Below are 16521 nucleotides of genomic sequence, written 5' to 3' on the forward strand. Positions count from 1 at the left end.
TGCATCAGCTTCGCAACAGCCCTGACCCGATTTCCCGCACCCCCTGTAATAGCGGTACCCCTGGCCTGCACACTGGTTCGCATGAACGATTGGCCCGAGGGATGGTCCGACGACAACCGCCGCGGCAACCGCTACGGGCAGGGCAGCGCCGGTGAGCAACCGGAGAGCGCCCGCTCGATGCCGCACGTCCAGCGGCGCCCCGCCCCGCAGCAGCAGCGCCCCGCGCCGCCGAGGCAGCGGCCGATCCCCCAGCAGCCGGGCGGCTACGACAACGGTGGCCCGCAGTACGACAGCGGGTACAACACGGGCCAGGTCTACGGCGGCGGCAACGCCGGCGGCCGGGGCAACGGCCACGGCGGCGGCCCGGGTGACGGTGGCCACACACAGGGGCGCCCGGCGCCCGACTGGCGCCGCCGGATCAAGATAGGCGCACTGTCCCTGGTGGTCGTGGTCCTCGGGGTCTCCATAGGCACGTACTTCTGGGCCGACTCCAAGCTCAAGCGCGAGGTGGACCTCTCCAAGGTCATCGAGCGGCCGGAGGGCGGCGACGGCACCAACTACCTGATCGTCGGGTCCGACAGCCGTGAGGGCATGACGGCCGAGGACAAGAAGAAGCTCCACACGGGCTCCGCCGAGGGCAAGCGGACCGACTCGATGATGATCCTGCACGACGGGTCCAACGGGCCGACGCTGATCTCCCTGCCCCGTGACTCCGACGTCGAGATCCCCTCGTTCAAGGGCTCCGACTCCGGCAAGCTCTACCCGGGCCGCGGTCGCTTCACCAAGCTGAACGCCGCCTACGCCATGGACGGCCCCGAACTCCTGGTCCGCACCGTCGAGTTCAACACCGGGCTGCGGATCGACCACTACTGCGAGATCGGCTTCGGCGGCTTCGCCAAGATCGTGGACGCGATCGGCGGCGTGGAGCTGGACATCCCCAAGGCCTTCAAGGACAAGAAGTCCGGCGCCGACTTCCAGGCGGGCAAGCAGACGCTGAACGGCGAGCAGTCCCTCGCCTTCGTCCGCACCCGCTACGCCTTCGCCCAGGCGGACCTGGCCCGTACGAAGAACCAGCAGAAGTTCCTCGCGGCGCTGGCGAGCCAGACGGCGACGCCGTCCACGATCCTCAACCCGTTCAAGCTGTACCCGACGATGGGGGCGGGCCTGGACACCCTGGTCGTGGACAAGGACATGTCGCTCTGGTCCCTGAGCCAGATGTTCTTCGCCATGAAGGACGTCACGGGCGGCGACGGCAAGTCGATGAACATGCCGATGTCGGGCTTCAGGAACGGCAACGTGGTCTGGGACAAGGCCAAGGTGAAGCAGCTGGTGGAGCAGCTGAAGAACGACGAGAAGGTCACCGTCACCGAGAACTGACGACAACCGCAGACAGGGCCCGGACGGCGATCCGTCCGGGCCCTGTTGCCGTTCGTTCATCCGTTGCGTTCGACGTTGCCCCACTCGTCCATCGTGGGATGGATCTTCATGGGTTCCTGGTCGTCGATGTCCGAGCGTCGCGGGCCCTCCGGGCCGGCGGGACCGATGCGCATCATCCGTTCGATCCGGGCGATCTCGAAGCAACGCCCGCGTACGTCCAGCTCGTTGGGTCGCAGCCGCCGCGTGAACGCCTCCGCCGCCCGCGCGTACACGGCGGCCTCCTGCTCGTCGATCTCCTCGGTCATCGGCAGGAAAGTCTTCAGGTAGTGCACCAGTGAACGCCGCGCGTCCTGCGGGGTGGGGTGCTGACTCGACACCATCGACCAGGACTTCTCCTTGCGCTCCATCACCCGGAAGACGACCGGCAGCAGTACCAGGCCGGGATGGGTCCGCAACGCCCGTTGCGAATCCGCCAGTACATCGGGCGGGAAGCGCTCCGAGGTGTACGAGACCGGCACCAGGCCCATCCGCTCCAGGCCCTCCGTCAGCCCCACCGCCGCCGCGTGGTCGACGACGAAGCCCTTGGTGGTGGAGGGCGTGTGCACCGACGTGTCCCAGCCCTCCGTGTCGACGTCCGTGGGCCTGGGCGGCTCCAGGCGCCCCTCGCCGGTCCGGGCGAACTCGTCGGCGCGCACGATGCGGTAGCGCGTGTCGCCGACGGTCAGTTCGTTCAGCGGCTCGGTCTCCAGCCGGGCCACCGCGTCCAGCAGGGCGCGCCGCTCCTTGGGGTCGTCCGTCTCGTCCTTGGCCTTGAACCAGAGATGGGAGTTCAGCGCATCGCGGGCATCCTGCGGATAGCCGGTGCCCATGTCGGTCAGCAGCCGCCATCGCGGCCGCTCGCCCCGGCGTTGCTCGGCGACACCGAAGAGCGGCCCCCGGACCACGATGTTGCCGTACGTCCGGGACGCGGCGAACGCGTCCGCCTCGGTGACCAGGGACACGGGGTCGTCCCGGCGCTGCACATTGATGACGAGGTGATCCGGTGGCGCCTGAGGGTGATCGCTCATGCACCCAGTGTGCCGAGACCTCGGCCGGAGGATGGGGGAAATGCGGGAAGGCGGGCGCGGAACCTTGTCAGTGGCGGCGTCTACAGTCGCACGCATGATCCAGGAGCCGTCGTCCCCGAACCTCATGCTCGATCTCGAAGCGCTCACCGCGGCCACCGGCGAGCAGCCCGACGGACAGGCGGCATGGCGTTTCATCCGCGCCTTCGCCCGCGACTGGAGCCGAAGCCCCCTCACCGGGGCCGACGGCTACTCCCCCGCCGATCTCGACGCGGCGCAGGCCCGGCTCGGCCTGCCCCTGCCTGCGGCACTGCGTGACGCCTACCAACTGCTCGGGTGCCGCCATGATTTGACGGACAATCAGGATTCCCTGCTGGCCCCGAAGGACCTCTACCTCGATGCGGACCGAGGCGTGCTGGTCTTCCGCGTCGAGAACCAGTCCTGCGCCTACTGGGGCATACGCGTCACGGACCTCGACCAGGACGACCCGCCGGTCGTCCTGCGCGCCGACCTCGTCCGGCCCACCGCCGACGACTGGGCCGCGTGGCTGGGCCGGGTCAGCGTCGCGTTCGTCGAGATCGTCCTGTCCGAGGCTCTGTGCGCCGATGAGGACCTGATGGGATGGGTGACCCCCGACGACACCGACCTGCCCGAGGACATCGCCGCCGCCTTCCGGCGCCTGCCGCTCCCGGAGTACCCGATCAGCCAGCAGTCGGGCTCACGCTGGTACGCGCACGACGAGATCATCCTCCGCGACGATCGGGGGACCGCGATGTTCCGCGCCCGCACGGAGGCGGCCTTCGACCGCTTCGACGGGGAGGACGAGGACGACGAGGTGGACTGACGGCCGGGTCAGCGCTCGGCGGCGTAGGAGACGGAGCCCGCCCAGACATCCGAGGCGAAAGCGAGCCGGGCCCCCTGCGCGTTCTTGGAGTCGCGCACGAGCACCGCACCCGGAGTGGACGCGACCGCGCCGCCACCACCATCGAGGATGTCTTCACCGGGGAGTGAGCCGACCTCGCTCTCCCCGCCGCATCCACACGTCCGGCCCCCCGATGCGCGCATCGGGGGGCCGGACGTGTGGAGCGATGACCGCTACGGCAGGTTCCGTGCCATCACGATGCGCTGGACCTGGTTCGTGCCTTCATAAATCTGCGTGATCTTCGCGTCGCGCATCATCCGCTCCACCGGGTAGTCCCGCGTGTAGCCGTAGCCGCCGAGCAGCTGGACCGCGTCCGTGGTGATCTCCATCGCCACGTCGGAGGCGAAGCACTTGGCCGCGGCGCCGAAGAAGGTGAGGTCGCCGTCGAGGCGTTCGGACTTGGCGGCGGCGGAGTAGGTGAGCTGGCGGGCCGCCTCCAGCTTCATGGCCATGTCGGCGAGCATGAACTGGATGCCCTGGAAGTCGGCGATCGGCTTGCCGAACTGCTTGCGCTCCTGGACGTAGCCCTTGGCGTAGTCGAGGGCGCCCTGAGCGATGCCGAGGGCCTGGGCCGCGATGGTGATGCGGGTGTGGTCCAGGGTCTTCATCGCGGTGGCGAAGCCGGTGCCCTCCTCGCCGATCATGCGGTCGGCGGGGATGCGGACGTTGTCGAAGTAGACCTCGCGGGTCGGCGAGCCCTTGATGCCGAGCTTCTTCTCCGGGGCGCCGAAGGAGACGCCCTCGTCCGACTTCTCGACGACGAAGGCCGAGATGCCCTTGGAGCGCTTGGTGGGGTCGGTGACGGCCATGACCGTGTAGAACTCGGAGACGCCCGCGTTGGTGATCCAGCGCTTCACGCCGTTGAGCACCCAGAAGTCGCCGTCGCGGACGGCCTTGGTCTTCATGCCGGCCGCGTCGGAACCCGCGTCGGGCTCGGAGAGGCAGTACGAGAACATGCCGTCGCCCTTGGCCAGCGGGCCCAGGTACTTCTTCTTCAGGTCCTCGGAGCCGGAGAGGATCACCGGGAGGGAGCCCAGCTTGTTCACGGCCGGGATGAGGGAGGACGAGGCGCAGACCCGGGCCACCTCCTCGATCACGATGACCGTGGCCAGTGCGTCGGCGCCCGCGCCGCCGTACTCCTCGGGTACGTGCACCGCGTGCAGGTCCGCCGCGGTCAGGGCGTCCAGCGCCTCCTGCGGGAAGCGCGCCTCCTCGTCGACCGCCGCCGCGTACGGGGCGATCTTCGCCTCGGCGAGCGCACGCACCGTCTCCCGGAGCATCTCGTGCTCCTCGGCCGGACGGTACAGGTCGAAATCGGTCGAACCCGCCAAGACGCTCACTCCCCAAGACGCTAACTACCGTTAAGTAACCCAATTTTAGAGCGCTGCTTCCACAATGGCCTATGCAATGCCCGCGTGAGCTTCACGACAGGGGTGGGCGAAGCTGTGCGGACGGCCGGAATCCGGGCCTTCGGGAGCACGACTATGCTCGTTCACCGCACGTCCGTCCGCATCTCACAGGAGCGTTTCATGGCCCTCAGGATCACTGTGATCGGCACCGGCTACCTCGGCGCCACCCACGCCGCGGCCATGGCGGAACTGGGCTTCGAAGTGCTCGGCCTCGATGTCGTCCCCGAGAAGATCGAGATGCTCGGCGCCGGCAAGGTCCCGATGTACGAGCCGGGGCTGGAGGAGCTGCTGAGCAAGCACGTCGAGGGCATAGCGGGATCCAGCGGACGGCTGCGGTTCACCACCTCCTGGGAGGAGGTGGCCGCCTTCGGCGATGTGCACTTCGTCTGTGTGAACACTCCGCAGAAGCACGGCGAGTACGCCTGCGACATGAGCTACGTGGACAACGCGTTCGAGTGGCTGGCACCGCACCTGACCCGGCCCGCCCTGGTCGTCGGGAAGTCCACCGTCCCGGTGGGCTCGGCGACCCGGCTCGCGGCGCGGCTGGCGGAGCTGGCACCGGCAGGCGCCGAGGCGGAGCTGGCCTGGAACCCGGAGTTCCTGCGCGAGGGCTTCGCCGTGAACGACACCCTGCACCCGGACCGGATCGTCGTCGGTGTGGCGAGCGAGCGGGCCGAGAAGCTGCTGCGCGAGGTGTACGCGACGCCGGTCGCCGAGGGGTCGCCGTTCGTGGTGACGGACTTCCCGACCGCCGAGCTGGTGAAGACCGCGGCCAATTCCTTCCTGGCCACGAAGATCTCGTTCATCAACGCGATGGCGGAGGTCTGCGAGGCCGCCGACGGCGATGTGAAGAAGCTGGCCGAGGCGATCGGGCACGACGAGCGGATCGGCTCGAAGTTCCTGCGGGCCGGGATCGGCTTCGGTGGCGGCTGTCTGCCGAAGGACATCCGGGCCTTCATGGCGCGCGCCGGTGAGCTGGGCGCGGACCAGGCGCTGACCTTCCTCCGTGAGGTCGACTCGATCAACATGCGGCGCCGGGGCCACATGGTGGAGCTGGCCCGGGAGGCCGTGGGCGGCGATTCGTTCCTCGGCAAGCGGGTGGCGGTGCTGGGTGCGACCTTCAAGCCGGACTCGGACGACGTACGGGACTCCCCGGCGCTGAACGTGGCCGGGCAGATCCATCTGCAGGGCGGCCAGGTCACGGTCTTCGACCCGAAGGGCATGGACAACGCCCGGCGGCTCTTCCCGACCCTCGGCTACGCGGATACGGCGCTGGACGCGGTGCGCGGCGCCGATGTGGTGCTGCACCTGACGGAGTGGCGGGAGTTCCGCGAGCTGGACCCGGCGGCGCTCGGCGAGGTCGCGTCGCGCCGGATCATCCTGGACGGCCGCAACGCGCTGGACAGCGAGCTGTGGCGCGAGGCCGGCTGGACCTACCGGGCGATGGGACGCCCGACGGCCTGAGCCGTGGCTCCTCAGCCGCGCTTCGCGCGGTAGGTGCGCATCTTGGCGCGGGCGCCGCACACCGACATGGAGCACCAGCGCCGCCGCCCCGCCGGACTGCGGTCGTAGTACACCCAGCGGCAGCCCTCCGCCTCGCACGCCTTGAGCCGGGCCCAGGTGCCGTCGGCCGCGGCGCCCGCGATGGCCGCGGCTACGCGCGCGGTCAGCCCGGCCGGTTCGGTGGCGGGGCGCAGTGCGGCGGCGCCCGCCGCGTCCACGGTGACGCGCAGCGGCGCCCCGGCGAGCAGCCGGTCGAGCAGGGGTGCGGCGTCGCCCGGCGGGCGGTGGCCGGCGTGGGCGAGGCAGGCGGTACGGAGCGCCTCGCGCAGTTCCCGGGCTTCGGGGACGTCCCGCTCGGTGAGGCCGAAGGCGGCCCACCCGTCCGCCGCGTCGAGACCGTCCGCGCCCGTCTCGATGTCCAGGGTGTTGACCAGGGCCTCGATCAGCGCGAGTGCCCCGGGCGCGGATTCCTTCTCACTCATGGTTGCGACGTTACCTCCTATGCGGCAGCATGCAGTAACGGTTACCGGTTGAGTCATTCAAGGGGTAACCGGCTGTACGCGTCCGTCCGGAGGAGGAATTGTCATGGCTGTCGCCACACTGGGTGCCGTCGTCCTGGACTGCCCCGACCCCGCCGCGCTCGCCGGCTTCTACGCCGGGCTGCTCGGCGGCGAGATCACGCCCGGCGAGGAGGAGGACTGGCTGGAGCTGACCGGGACCGGGGGCACACTGCTCGCGTTCCAGGCCGCGCCCGGTTTCGTACCGCCGCGGTGGCCGAGCGCGGAGGCGTCGCAGCAGATCCATCTGGATCTGACCGTGCCGGACCTGGACACGGCGGAGAAGGAAGTGCTGGCGCTGGGCGCCACGGTGCTGGAGGCGGAGGACCGGGAGCGGAGCTTCCGGGTGTACGCGGACCCGGCGGGGCACCCGTTCTGTCTGTGCGCCGGGTAGTGGGCGCACGGACGTGGGGGGGGGGGCCCCGGGGGGGCGGGCGCCGGAGCGCGCGCTGTCTCGGCGGGGGGCACCACGGGCGGGGCGGGTTTGTGGGCGCACGTAGGTGGGGGGGCGCCCGGGAGGGCGCCCCCACACGTCGACGGCTCAGACGGTCGCGCCGTCCATCTGCTCGATCGTGGCGTGCGACGGGCCGCGGCGGATGCGCAGCTCGCGCGCGACGGCCTCGGCGTCGCGCAGCACCCGTACGGCGTTGCGCCAGGTGAGCTTGGCGAGGTCGGCGTCGGACCAGCCGCGGCCGAGGAGTTCCGCGATCAGGTTCGGGTAGCCGGCGACGTCCTGGAGGCCGTCGGGGAGGAAGGCCGTTCCGTCGTAGTCGCCGCCGATGCCGATGTGGTCGATACCGGCGACCTCGCGCATGTGGTCGAGGTGGTCGGCGATGGTCGCCACGGTGGCCATCGGACGCGGGTGGGCCGCCTCGAAGTCGGCGTGGACCCGCATGGCCTGCGAGGTGGTGTCGAGGTGGTGCAGGCCGTGCGCGCGCATGTTCTCGTCCGCGGCCTGCGTCCACGCGACGGCCGCCGGCAGGACGAACTTCGGCACGAAGGTGGCCATGGCGATGCCGCCGTTGACCCGGAGCCTGCCGAGGACGTCGTCGGGGATGTTGCGCGGGTGGTCGCAGATCGCCCGTGCCGAGGAGTGCGAGAAGATCACCGGTGCCGTGGAGGTGTCGAGCGCGTCGCGCATCGTGCCGGCCGCCACGTGGGAGAGGTCGACCAGCATGCCGGTGCGGTTCATCTCCCGTACGACCTCGTGGCCGAACGGCGAGAGGCCGCCGATGCGGGGAGCGTCGGTCGCCGAGTCCGCCCAGGCGATGTTGTCGTTGTGCGTGAGCGTCATGTAGCGGACGCCCAGGGTGTGCAGGGCGCGCAGGGTGCCCAGCGAGTTGTTGATGGAGTGGCCGCCCTCGGCTCCCATCAGGGAGGCGATCCGGCCCTCGGCGCGGGCCGCCTCCATGTCGTCGGCGGTGAGCGCGCGCCGCAGGTCGGCGGGGTGGCGGCCGATCAGCTCGCCGACCACGTCGATCTGTTCCAGGGTGGCGCTGACGGCCTCGTCGCCCGCCATGTCGGTCCGTACGTAGACGGACCAGAACTGGGCGCCGACGCCGCCCGCGCGCAGCCGCGGGATGTCGGTGTGCAGATGGGCGGACTGGTCCCTCGCGATGTCGCGGGCGTCGAGGTCGTAGCCGACCTGTTCGCGCAGCGCCCACGGCAGGTCGTTGTGGCCGTCGACGACGGGGTACTCGGCGAGGAGCCGCCCGGCCCGCTCCAGCCGGACCGCCTGCTGTGCCTGCTCCACGGCCGCCTACTTCCCGAAGCCGAAGGAGTCGGCGCCCTGGACCTTGCTGCGGAGCCGCTTGCCCTTCTCCGTCGCCTGGTCGTTCAGCTCCTGCTGGAACTCCCGCATCCGGGCCAGCAGCTCGTCGTCGTGGGCGGCGAGGATCCGGGCGGCGAGCAGACCGGCGTTGCGCGCGCCGCCGACCGACACGGTCGCGACCGGAACACCGGCGGGCATCTGCACGATGGAGAGCAGGCTGTCCATGCCGTCCAGGTACTTCAGCGGGACCGGTACGCCGATGACCGGCAGCGGGGTCACCGAGGCGAGCATGCCGGGGAGGTGGGCGGCACCGCCCGCGCCCGCGACGATCGCCTTCAGACCGCGGCCCGCCGCCTGCTCGCCGTACGCGATCATCTCGTGCGGCATGCGGTGGGCGGAGACGACGTCGACCTCGTAGGGGATCTCGAACTCGTCGAGGGCCTTGGCCGCTGCTTCCATGACGGGCCAGTCGGAGTCCGAGCCCATGACGATGCCGACGACGGGCGCGGCGGTGGCGGGGGAGGTCATTCGGTGATCGTTCCTCGCAGGTAGTCGGCCGCGTGCCGGGCGCGCTCCCGCACGTCCGCCAGATCGTCGCCGTAGGTGTTGACATGTCCGACCTTGCGGCCGGGCTTCACGTCCTTGCCGTACATGTGGATCTTGAGCTGCGGGTCGCGGGCCATGCAGTGCAGGTACGCCTGGTACATGTCCGGGAAGTCGCCGCCGAGGACGTTGGACATGACCGTCCAGGTGGCGCGCGGGCGCGGGTCGCCGAGCGGCAGGTCGAGCACGGCCCGGACGTGGTTGGCGAACTGGGAGGTGATCGCGCCGTCCTGGGTCCAGTGGCCGGAGTTGTGCGGGCGCATCGCCAGCTCGTTGACCAGGATGCGTCCGTCGCGCGTCTCGAAGAGCTCGACGGCGAGGTGGCCCACGACGCCCAGCTCGGAGGCGATCCTGAGCGCGAGCTGCTGGGCCTCGCCGGCCAGCCGCTCGTCCAGCTCCGGCGCCGGGGCGATCACCGTGTCGCAGACCCCGTCGACCTGGATCGACTCGACGACCGGGTAGGCGACGGCCTGGCCGTGCGGCGAGCGGACGATGTTGGCCGCCAGCTCCCGTACGAAGTCGACCTTCTCCTCGGCGAGGACCGCCACACCGGCCCGGAACGGGTCGGCCGCGTCCGCCTCGGAGCGGACCACCCAGACGCCCTTGCCGTCATACCCGCCGCGGACCGTCTTGAGGATCACGGGGAAGCCCCCGACCTCGTCCGCGAAGGCCGCGGCATCGGCCGGGTCCGACACGATGCGGTGCCGGGGGCAGGGCGCGCCGATCTCGGTGAGCTTCGCGCGCATCACCCCCTTGTCCTGGGCGTGCACCAGCGCGTCGGGGCCCGGACGCACGGGAATGCCGTCCGCCTCCAGGGCCCGCAGGTGCTCGGTCGGTACGTGCTCGTGATCGAAGGTGATCACGTCGCAGCCGCGCGCGAAGGCGCGCAGCGTGTCCAGGTCGCGATAGTCGCCTACGACGACTTCGCTCACCACCTGGGCCGCCGAGTCCTGGGGGGTGTCGCTGAGGAGCTTGAACTTGATGCCGAGGGGGATGCCCGCCTCGTGGGTCATACGGGCGAGCTGACCGCCACCGACCATGCCGACTACCGGGAACGTCACTCCTCCAGGGTATCCGCCGCCCCGGGAAGCTTCCGACGACGCCCTCCGGCCGCCCCGGGGCCGGGCCGTCGTGTCACAGCCTCGCCACATCACTCACGGCATCCACGGGCGCCCCGCGGACGGGCTGGTTAGCATGACTGGATCCATACAACCGGCGTACACGTGACCGACATCCACACCACCGGCATCCACACCACCGGCATCCACGCAACCGACAGACGGGCTGAGCGATCACCATGAGCGAACGGGGCTCACTGCGGACCCGGCTGGAGCTGCTGGCCCGGGAAGTCGCCAAGTTCGGCGTGGTCGGCGGGGTCGGCCTGGTGGTCAACATCGTGGTGTCCAACCTGCTCTGGCGCTACACCGTCATCCCGACGGTACGGGCCGGTCTGCTGGCCACCCTCGTCGCCATCCTCGGCAACTACATCGGCTTCCGCTACTGGACGTACCGGGACCGCGACAAGAGCGGACGGACCCGCGAGCTGACGCTGTTCCTGCTGTTCAGCGCGGTGGGCGCGGTCATCGAGACGGGTGTGCTGTACACCGCGACGTACGGCTTCGGGTGGAACAGCCCGGTCCAGAGCAATGTCTTCAAGATCCTCGGGATCGGCATCGCGACGCTGTTCCGCTTCTGGTCCTACCGGACGTGGGTGTTCAGGGCGCTGCCCGTCGTCGAGGCGGCGAAGGCCTCGCCGGGCGCCGAGGGGTTCGTGAAGCAGGGCCGGACGGAGCAGGTACCGCGGGTCGAGGCGGATTCGGCGGTACGCCGCTGAGGGCTGTCACGCGGCGGATCGCGACCGCCCGCCGCTCACCGCACCGGGCGTTCCGGCTCCTGCCTCTTCAGGGCCACCCGGCTGAGGAAGAGGGCGAAGACCGCGGGCTGCTGCTGGAGCAGTTCGAGGCGGCCGCCGTCCGCCTCCGCGAGGTCCCTGGCCACCGCGAGGCCGATGCCCGTGGAGTTGCGTCCGCTGATCGTCCGCTCGAAGATCCGGGCACCCAGGTCGGGAGGAACCCCCGGGCCCTCGTCCGTGACCTCGATCACCGCCTGGTTGCCGGTGACCCGGGTGCGCAGCGCGACCGTGCCGCCGCCGTGCATCAGCGAGTTCTCGATCAGCGCGGCCAGCACCTGGGCGACGGCGCCCGGCGTGCCGACGGCCCGCAGCCCCTGCTTGCCGGAGCGGACGATGGCCCGGCCCGCGCTCCGGTAGGCGGGACGCCACTCCTCGATCTGCTGCTTGACGACCTCGTCGAGGTCGAAGACGACGGCGGAGCCGGTACGCGGGTCACGGGCGTTGGTCAGCAGCCGCTCCACCACGTCGGTGAGCCGCTCGACCTGGGTGAGGGCGATGTTCGCCTCCTCCTTCACCGTGTCCGGGTCGTCGGTGACCGAGATCTCCTCGATCCGCATGGAGAGCGCGGTGAGCGGCGTACGGAGCTGGTGCGAGGCGTCTGCGGCCAGCCGGCGTTCCGCGGTCAGCATCCGGGCGATCCGTTCGGCGGAGGAGTCCAGGACATCGGCGACCCGGTCCAGCTCCGGCACTCCGTACCGCTTGTGGCGCGGCCTCGGGTCGCCGGAGCCCAGGCGTTCGGCGGTCTCGGCCAGGTCGGTCAGCGGTGAGGTCAGCTTGTTGGCCTGGCGTACGGCCAGGAGCACGGCGGAGACGATGGCCAGCAGCGCCACCGCGCCGATGATCATCAGGGTGCGGCCGACCTCACGGGTGACCGCGGAGCTGGACTCCTCGACGGTGACCTGCTCGCCGCGCTCCCCCTCGGCCGTGCTCCTGATCACGCTGCCGGTGGGGCGCTTGCCGAGTTCGAGGGACTCACGGCCGGGGATCTCGATCAGCGCGTAGCGCTTGCTGTCGATCTGCTGGGACAGCAGCGCGGGGTTGATCCGCTCGTCCTCCAGCAGCCGGCTGTCGACGACGCTGATCAGCCGCAGCGCCTCGGAGTCGACGCGCTCCTGGGCGCTGTTGCTGATGGTGCGGGTCTCGACGATGACGAGGGAGACGCCGAAGACGGCGATCACCACGAGCACCACGGCGAGCGTGGAGTTGATCAGTCTGCGGCGCATGAATACTTCTGCTCGTCGGCTCTTCCCGGAACGGTGGCCCCCCTCGGACGTCAGCTCTTCTCGAAGCGGAAGCCGACACCCCGTACGGTCGCGATGTAGCGGGGGTTGGCGGCGTCGTCGCCGAGCTTCTTGCGGAGCCAGGAGATGTGCATGTCGAGGGTCTTCGTCGACGACCACCAGGTGGTGTCCCAGACCTCGCGCATCAGCTGGTCGCGGGTGACGACCCGGCCGGCGTCCCTGACCAGGACCCTGAGCAGGTCGAACTCCTTGGCGGTGAGCTGGAGTTCCTCCTCACCCATCCAGGCGCGGTGCGACTCGACGTCGATCCGGACGCCGTGCGTCGCCGGCTGCGGTGCGGGCTCCGTGGCGCCGCGGCGCAGCAGGGCCCGGACGCGGGCGAGCAGTTCGGCGAGGCGGAAGGGCTTGGTGACGTAGTCGTCGGCACCGGCGTCGAGGCCGACGACGGTGTCCACCTCGTCGGCGCGGGCGGTCAGCACCAGGATCGGCACGGTGTGACCCTCGGCACGGAGCCTGCGGGCCACTTCGAGGCCGTCCATCCCGGGCAGCCCCAGGTCGAGCACGACCAGGTCGATTCCGCCCTGGAGGCCGGCGTCGAGTGCGGTCGGACCGTCTTCGCGGACCTCGACCTCGTAACCCTCCCGACGCAGGGCGCGGGCCAGCGGCTCCGAGATGGATGCATCGTCCTCGGCGAGCAGTACACGGGTCATGGAGTGATGGTAGTCCGCGAGGGGCGGCTGCCGTGAGGTGATCCACAAGCCCTGCGGGTCTGCGAAATAAACGGATCTTCGCCTTTGAATGTATGGGAACGGTTCCATCGGAACCTGTGATCCATCTCTCAAGTCCTTTCATATCCGGCTCTGTCGTGGCGTATGGTTGCTCGACGCCTGTTGCACTACTCAAGGACCCTTGGGCAGCTTTTAGCGCCGAGGGTCTCTTTTGTGGGCCGACTGGTACCCGCCAGTCGCGAATTCAGTGAATGACCTGTGGCCGGGCCCGGAGCGCGAGGATGCGCACCGGGCGTGGATCCCGACACGGTCGGTCCCCGTCTCCTTCAGCCGGCTCCTTCGTGAGCCGGGTGGTCGGGGCGAATCCCCTCTCGGGCGTGAGGGGTGGGACGTGCCCGTGCCGGTGCCGGCCTCCCCCCACCGGGCGCACCACGCTCACAAGGCGTCGCGTCCCGAGCACACAAGGATCGACCATGGCGTCCAGCCTGACGAAGGACCCGGCCAGCACTTCTGGATCCGCGAAGACCTTCTTCGGCCACCCCCGCGGCCTGGCCACTCTCTTCATGACCGAGATGTGGGAGCGCTTCAGCTTCTACGGCATGCGGGCCCTGCTTCCGCTGTACCTGGTCTCCAATTCCGGCCTGCACATGAACGCGGCCACGGCCACCGCGATCTACTCGATCTACATGGCGATGGTGTACCTGCTCGCCATGCCCGGCGGCTGGTTCGGCGACCGGGTCTGGGGGCCGCGCAAGACGGTCACCATCTCGGCCGCGGTCATCATGCTGGGCCACCTGACGCTCGCGCTGCCGGGCTCCGGCACCTTCTTCGCCGGTCTGGCACTGGTCGCGCTCGGTTCCGGGCTGCTGAAGGCCAACATCTCCACGATGGTCGGCCACCTCTACAACGGCCCGGACGACCCGCGTCGCGACGGTGGCTTCACCGTCTTCTACATGGGCATCAACCTCGGTGCCTTCGCCGCGCCGCTGATCATCGGCACCATCGGCGAGAAGGTGAACTGGCACCTCGGCTTCGCCATCGCCGCGGTCGGCATGGCGCTGGGTCTGGCCCAGTTCCTGATCGGTACGCGCCACCTCAGCGCGCGCAGCAGCGTCGTCCCGAAGCCGCTGTCGGCCGAGGAGCGCCGTACGACCCTGCGCAAGGGTCTGCTGTGGCTGATAGTGGCCGTCGTCTTCTACGGCGTCCTCGTCGCCACCGACGTCTACACGCTGAACTGGGCACTCGTCCCGATCACCGTCGCCGGTCTGCTCATCCCGGTCGCGGTGCTGGTGCGGATCAAGCGGGACCGGGACCTGTCGAAGACCGAGCAGTCGAAGATGTCCGGCTACATCTGGTTCTTCGTCGCCGCGGCCGTGTTCTGGATGATCTACGACCAGGGCGGCTCCACGCTGTCGCTCTTCGGTGAGTCCTCCACCACCAACAGCCTGTTCGGTGTGGACTTCCCGACCTCCTGGTACCAGTCGGTCAACCCGGTCTTCATCATGGCGCTGGCCCCGGTCGTCGCCTGGATATGGCTGGCGCTCAACCGGCGTGGCAAGGAGCCGAGCACGGTCGTCAAGTTCGGCTCGGGTCTCTTCCTGGTCGGTGTCTCCTTCCTCGTCTTCATGCTGCCGCTGACCATGGCGACGGACGGCGACAAGGTCAGCCCGATGTGGCTGGTGTCGATCTACTTCCTGCAGACCGTCGGTGAGCTGTGCCTCTCCCCGGTCGGCCTTTCGGTCACCACGAAGATGGCGCCGGCGAAGTACGGCAGCCAGATGATGGGTGTCTGGTTCCTCGCGGTCACCGCGGGCGACTGCACCACCAGCCTGCTGTCGCTGGCGGGTGTCGACCTGAACAAGACCGGCATGGTGGGTCTGGAGGCGGCGCTCGCGATCGTCGCCGGGTTCGCGATCTGGATGTACCGCAAGAAGGTCTCCCGGCTCATGGGCGACGTGCGCTGACGCGCTGATCGCTTTCCGCCCGTACACAAGGGCCTCCGCACCGGTCGACGGTGCGGAGGCCCTTGTGCCGTTGTTACGGGAGCCGGCTCACCTGGTGCCGCGCAGCCTGCGCCACGGGGTGAAGGTGAACACGGCGCCGCCCAGCAGGATCGCCGTGCCCGCGACCAGGCCGAGGGCTCGCAGGGTGCCGTTGTCCTCGGCCCCGGTGGCGGCCAGGCCGCCCGAGGCGGTGCCACCGGCCGCCGCGGCGCCGCCGGTGCCCGTGGAGCCCGAGGTGGCGGAGCCGGAGGCGCCGCCCTCCTGGGCGGTGGTGTCGAGCACCAGCGACGGGGTCACCGGGCCCTTGACCTTGCACGGGATGTTGATCTTCGAGGCGCCCAGCGTGACGTCGATCGTCAGGGTGCCGGGGCTGAGCGTGGACTTGCCGGACGCGCCGGGCTTGTACGTGCCGGTCATGTCGGCCAGGTCGACCGGCTTGCCCTGCTCCAGCGGTTCGGCGTTGGCCGGGCCGGTGACCTTCACCGAGCCCTTGTCCGCGCCGCCGATGGTGACGTCCATGGACGGCTTGAGCGCACCGGCCGGCAGTGCGGCCGGGCTGTCCATCACACCCTTGGCCGTCTTGACCGTGAGGGCGTAGCTCCCGCCGCTCTTCTTGGCGTTGATCGTCACCTTGGAGGAGATGTCGGGCGGTCCGGGGGACGTACAGGTGAAGTGGACCGCGACTTCCTTGCCGGGGAAGTCGGTCTGTCCGCTGCCGCCGCCGGAGCCCGAGGTGGAGCCGCCGGAGTCACCGCCGCCGGAGGTCGTGCCGCCCGCGGTGGTGCCGGAGGTCGTACCGCCCGAGGCTGTGGAGCCGGAGGTGGTCCCGCCCGCGGTGGTGGAACCGCTCGTCGAGCCACTGGTCGTACCGCCCGCGGTGGTGGAACCGCCGCCGTCCGTGACCTTGATGGTCGCGCCCGGCTGCACGGCCGCCTTCGGGGTGCACTTGGTGTCCGTGGAGAGCGGCTTGGAGACGTTGATGTTGTACGCGTCCGGTGTCAGCGTGATCTCACCGGCCTTCTCCAGCTTCAGCGTGCCCTTCATCTCGGGCAGCACCATGGCGCTGTTCTTGGGGATCGGCGGGTTCTGCCGCGGCCCTTCCATCTGCACGGTGCCGGTGGCGGCGCCGCCCAGCTTGAGCGTGCCGGTCGGCTTGACGGTGTCCTTGTCCAGGTCGAGGATGTCGGGGTTCTTGGAGGCGGCCTCGACCGTCTTCCACACCACCTCGACGGTGTCCCCGACCTTGGCCTCGGCGGGCGCGGTCAGCTGCACCACGGTGGTGCCCTGCACGGCCGGCAGCCCGGAGATGGGCGGCGGAATGCACTCCGTCGCGTACGAGACGTCGGCGGCCTGTGCCGGACTCGCGGCCAGCAGCATGCCCGCGCCGCCGAGCATCATCGCGACTCCCGCCGCGACCGTCCTGCGTTGCGT

Annotated in this window: 16 protein-coding genes; 6 read left to right on the forward strand and 10 right to left on the reverse strand. The window is 70.1% G+C overall.

The genetic code is table 11. From position 1 onward, the window contains the following. Positions 1–81 precede the first annotated feature (81 nt). Positions 82–1377 (forward strand): LCP family protein, encoded by a 1296-nt coding sequence (locus tag ACFVH0_RS05150; protein WP_385818101.1) that lies wholly within the window; start codon positions 82–84, stop codon positions 1375–1377. A 56-nt stretch (positions 1378–1433) separates the two neighbouring features. On the opposite strand, the gene ACFVH0_RS05155 is transcribed toward ACFVH0_RS05150, so the two are convergent. Continuing rightward, the gene (locus ACFVH0_RS05155) at positions 1434–2444 is read right to left on the reverse strand and encodes a DUF5954 family protein (RefSeq protein WP_385818102.1); all 1011 of its coding nucleotides are present in this window, start codon (positions 2442–2444) and stop codon (positions 1434–1436) included. A gap of 94 nt (positions 2445–2538) precedes the next feature. On the opposite strand from ACFVH0_RS05155, the gene ACFVH0_RS05160 reads away from it, so the two are divergent. After that, positions 2539–3285 carry an SMI1/KNR4 family protein gene (locus ACFVH0_RS05160; protein WP_385818103.1) on the forward strand — a complete coding sequence of 249 codons (747 nt, stop codon included), beginning with the start codon at positions 2539–2541 and terminating at the stop codon, positions 3283–3285. Between the two features lie 8 nt (positions 3286–3293). Here ACFVH0_RS05160 and ACFVH0_RS05165 read toward each other — a convergent pair whose 3' ends face one another. After that, on the reverse strand, positions 3294–3506 hold the full coding sequence (locus tag ACFVH0_RS05165) for a DUF397 domain-containing protein (RefSeq protein ID WP_385818104.1): 213 nt from the start codon (positions 3504–3506) through the stop codon (positions 3294–3296). A 30-nt stretch (positions 3507–3536) separates the two neighbouring features. Next, complete coding sequence (locus ACFVH0_RS05170; RefSeq protein WP_385818301.1) at positions 3537–4694, reverse strand: acyl-CoA dehydrogenase; 1158 nt, start codon at positions 4692–4694, stop codon at positions 3537–3539. Between the two features lie 198 nt (positions 4695–4892). Between ACFVH0_RS05170 and ACFVH0_RS05175 the strand changes: the two genes are divergently transcribed. Next, positions 4893–6236 carry a UDP-glucose dehydrogenase family protein gene (locus ACFVH0_RS05175; RefSeq protein ID WP_385818105.1) on the forward strand — a complete coding sequence of 448 codons (1344 nt, stop codon included), beginning with the start codon at positions 4893–4895 and terminating at the stop codon, positions 6234–6236. 11 nt (positions 6237–6247) lie between these two features. Here ACFVH0_RS05175 and ACFVH0_RS05180 read toward each other — a convergent pair whose 3' ends face one another. Then, positions 6248–6757, reverse strand: a complete 510-nt coding sequence (locus tag ACFVH0_RS05180; protein WP_385818106.1) for a CGNR zinc finger domain-containing protein — start codon at positions 6755–6757, stop codon at positions 6248–6250. 103 nt (positions 6758–6860) lie between these two features. Between ACFVH0_RS05180 and ACFVH0_RS05185 the strand changes: the two genes are divergently transcribed. Next, a complete protein-coding gene (locus ACFVH0_RS05185; protein WP_385818107.1) occupies positions 6861–7226 on the forward strand; it encodes a VOC family protein in 366 nt (121 codons plus the stop codon). A 147-nt stretch (positions 7227–7373) separates the two neighbouring features. Here the strand turns inward: ACFVH0_RS05185 and ACFVH0_RS05190 are convergent, their stop codons facing one another. The 3 genes from ACFVH0_RS05190 to ACFVH0_RS05200 are packed head-to-tail and all read right to left on the reverse strand — an operon-like array spanning position 7374 to position 10267. Continuing rightward, positions 7374–8585: a dipeptidase gene (locus ACFVH0_RS05190; RefSeq protein ID WP_385818108.1), complete on the reverse strand. Its 1212-nt coding sequence runs from the start codon at positions 8583–8585 to the stop codon at positions 7374–7376. Between the two features lie 6 nt (positions 8586–8591). Continuing rightward, positions 8592–9131: a 5-(carboxyamino)imidazole ribonucleotide mutase gene (gene purE, locus ACFVH0_RS05195; RefSeq protein ID WP_385818109.1), complete on the reverse strand. Its 540-nt coding sequence runs from the start codon at positions 9129–9131 to the stop codon at positions 8592–8594. Then, the gene (locus tag ACFVH0_RS05200; RefSeq protein WP_385818110.1) at positions 9128–10267 is read right to left on the reverse strand and encodes a 5-(carboxyamino)imidazole ribonucleotide synthase; all 1140 of its coding nucleotides are present in this window, start codon (positions 10265–10267) and stop codon (positions 9128–9130) included. The genes purE and ACFVH0_RS05200 overlap by 4 nt, the downstream gene beginning before the upstream one ends. Positions 10268–10503: 236 nt before the next feature. Between ACFVH0_RS05200 and ACFVH0_RS05205 the strand changes: the two genes are divergently transcribed. Further along, entirely contained in the window at positions 10504–11040 is a 537-nt protein-coding gene (locus ACFVH0_RS05205; protein WP_385818111.1) for a GtrA family protein, read from the forward strand. A 35-nt stretch (positions 11041–11075) separates the two neighbouring features. On the opposite strand, the gene ACFVH0_RS05210 is transcribed toward ACFVH0_RS05205, so the two are convergent. Together ACFVH0_RS05210 and ACFVH0_RS05215 are read right to left on the reverse strand one after the other, a co-directional pair. Further along, positions 11076–12341: an ATP-binding protein gene (locus tag ACFVH0_RS05210; protein WP_385818112.1), complete on the reverse strand. Its 1266-nt coding sequence runs from the start codon at positions 12339–12341 to the stop codon at positions 11076–11078. A gap of 50 nt (positions 12342–12391) precedes the next feature. Continuing rightward, positions 12392–13069, reverse strand: coding sequence for a response regulator transcription factor (locus ACFVH0_RS05215; RefSeq protein WP_072488330.1), 678 nt, complete (start codon positions 13067–13069; stop codon positions 12392–12394). 491 nt (positions 13070–13560) lie between these two features. Between ACFVH0_RS05215 and ACFVH0_RS05220 the strand changes: the two genes are divergently transcribed. Further along, complete coding sequence (locus tag ACFVH0_RS05220) at positions 13561–15051, forward strand: peptide MFS transporter (protein ID WP_385818114.1); 1491 nt, start codon at positions 13561–13563, stop codon at positions 15049–15051. Positions 15052–15138: 87 nt separating this feature from the next. On the opposite strand, the gene ACFVH0_RS05225 is transcribed toward ACFVH0_RS05220, so the two are convergent. Next, positions 15139–16485, reverse strand: coding sequence for a hypothetical protein (locus ACFVH0_RS05225; RefSeq protein ID WP_385818303.1), 1347 nt, complete (start codon positions 16483–16485; stop codon positions 15139–15141). Between the last annotated feature and the right edge of the window lie 36 nt (positions 16486–16521).

This window comes from Streptomyces sp. NPDC127117, from assembly GCF_042677325.1.
Taxonomy (GTDB): domain Bacteria; phylum Actinomycetota; class Actinomycetes; order Streptomycetales; family Streptomycetaceae; genus Streptomyces.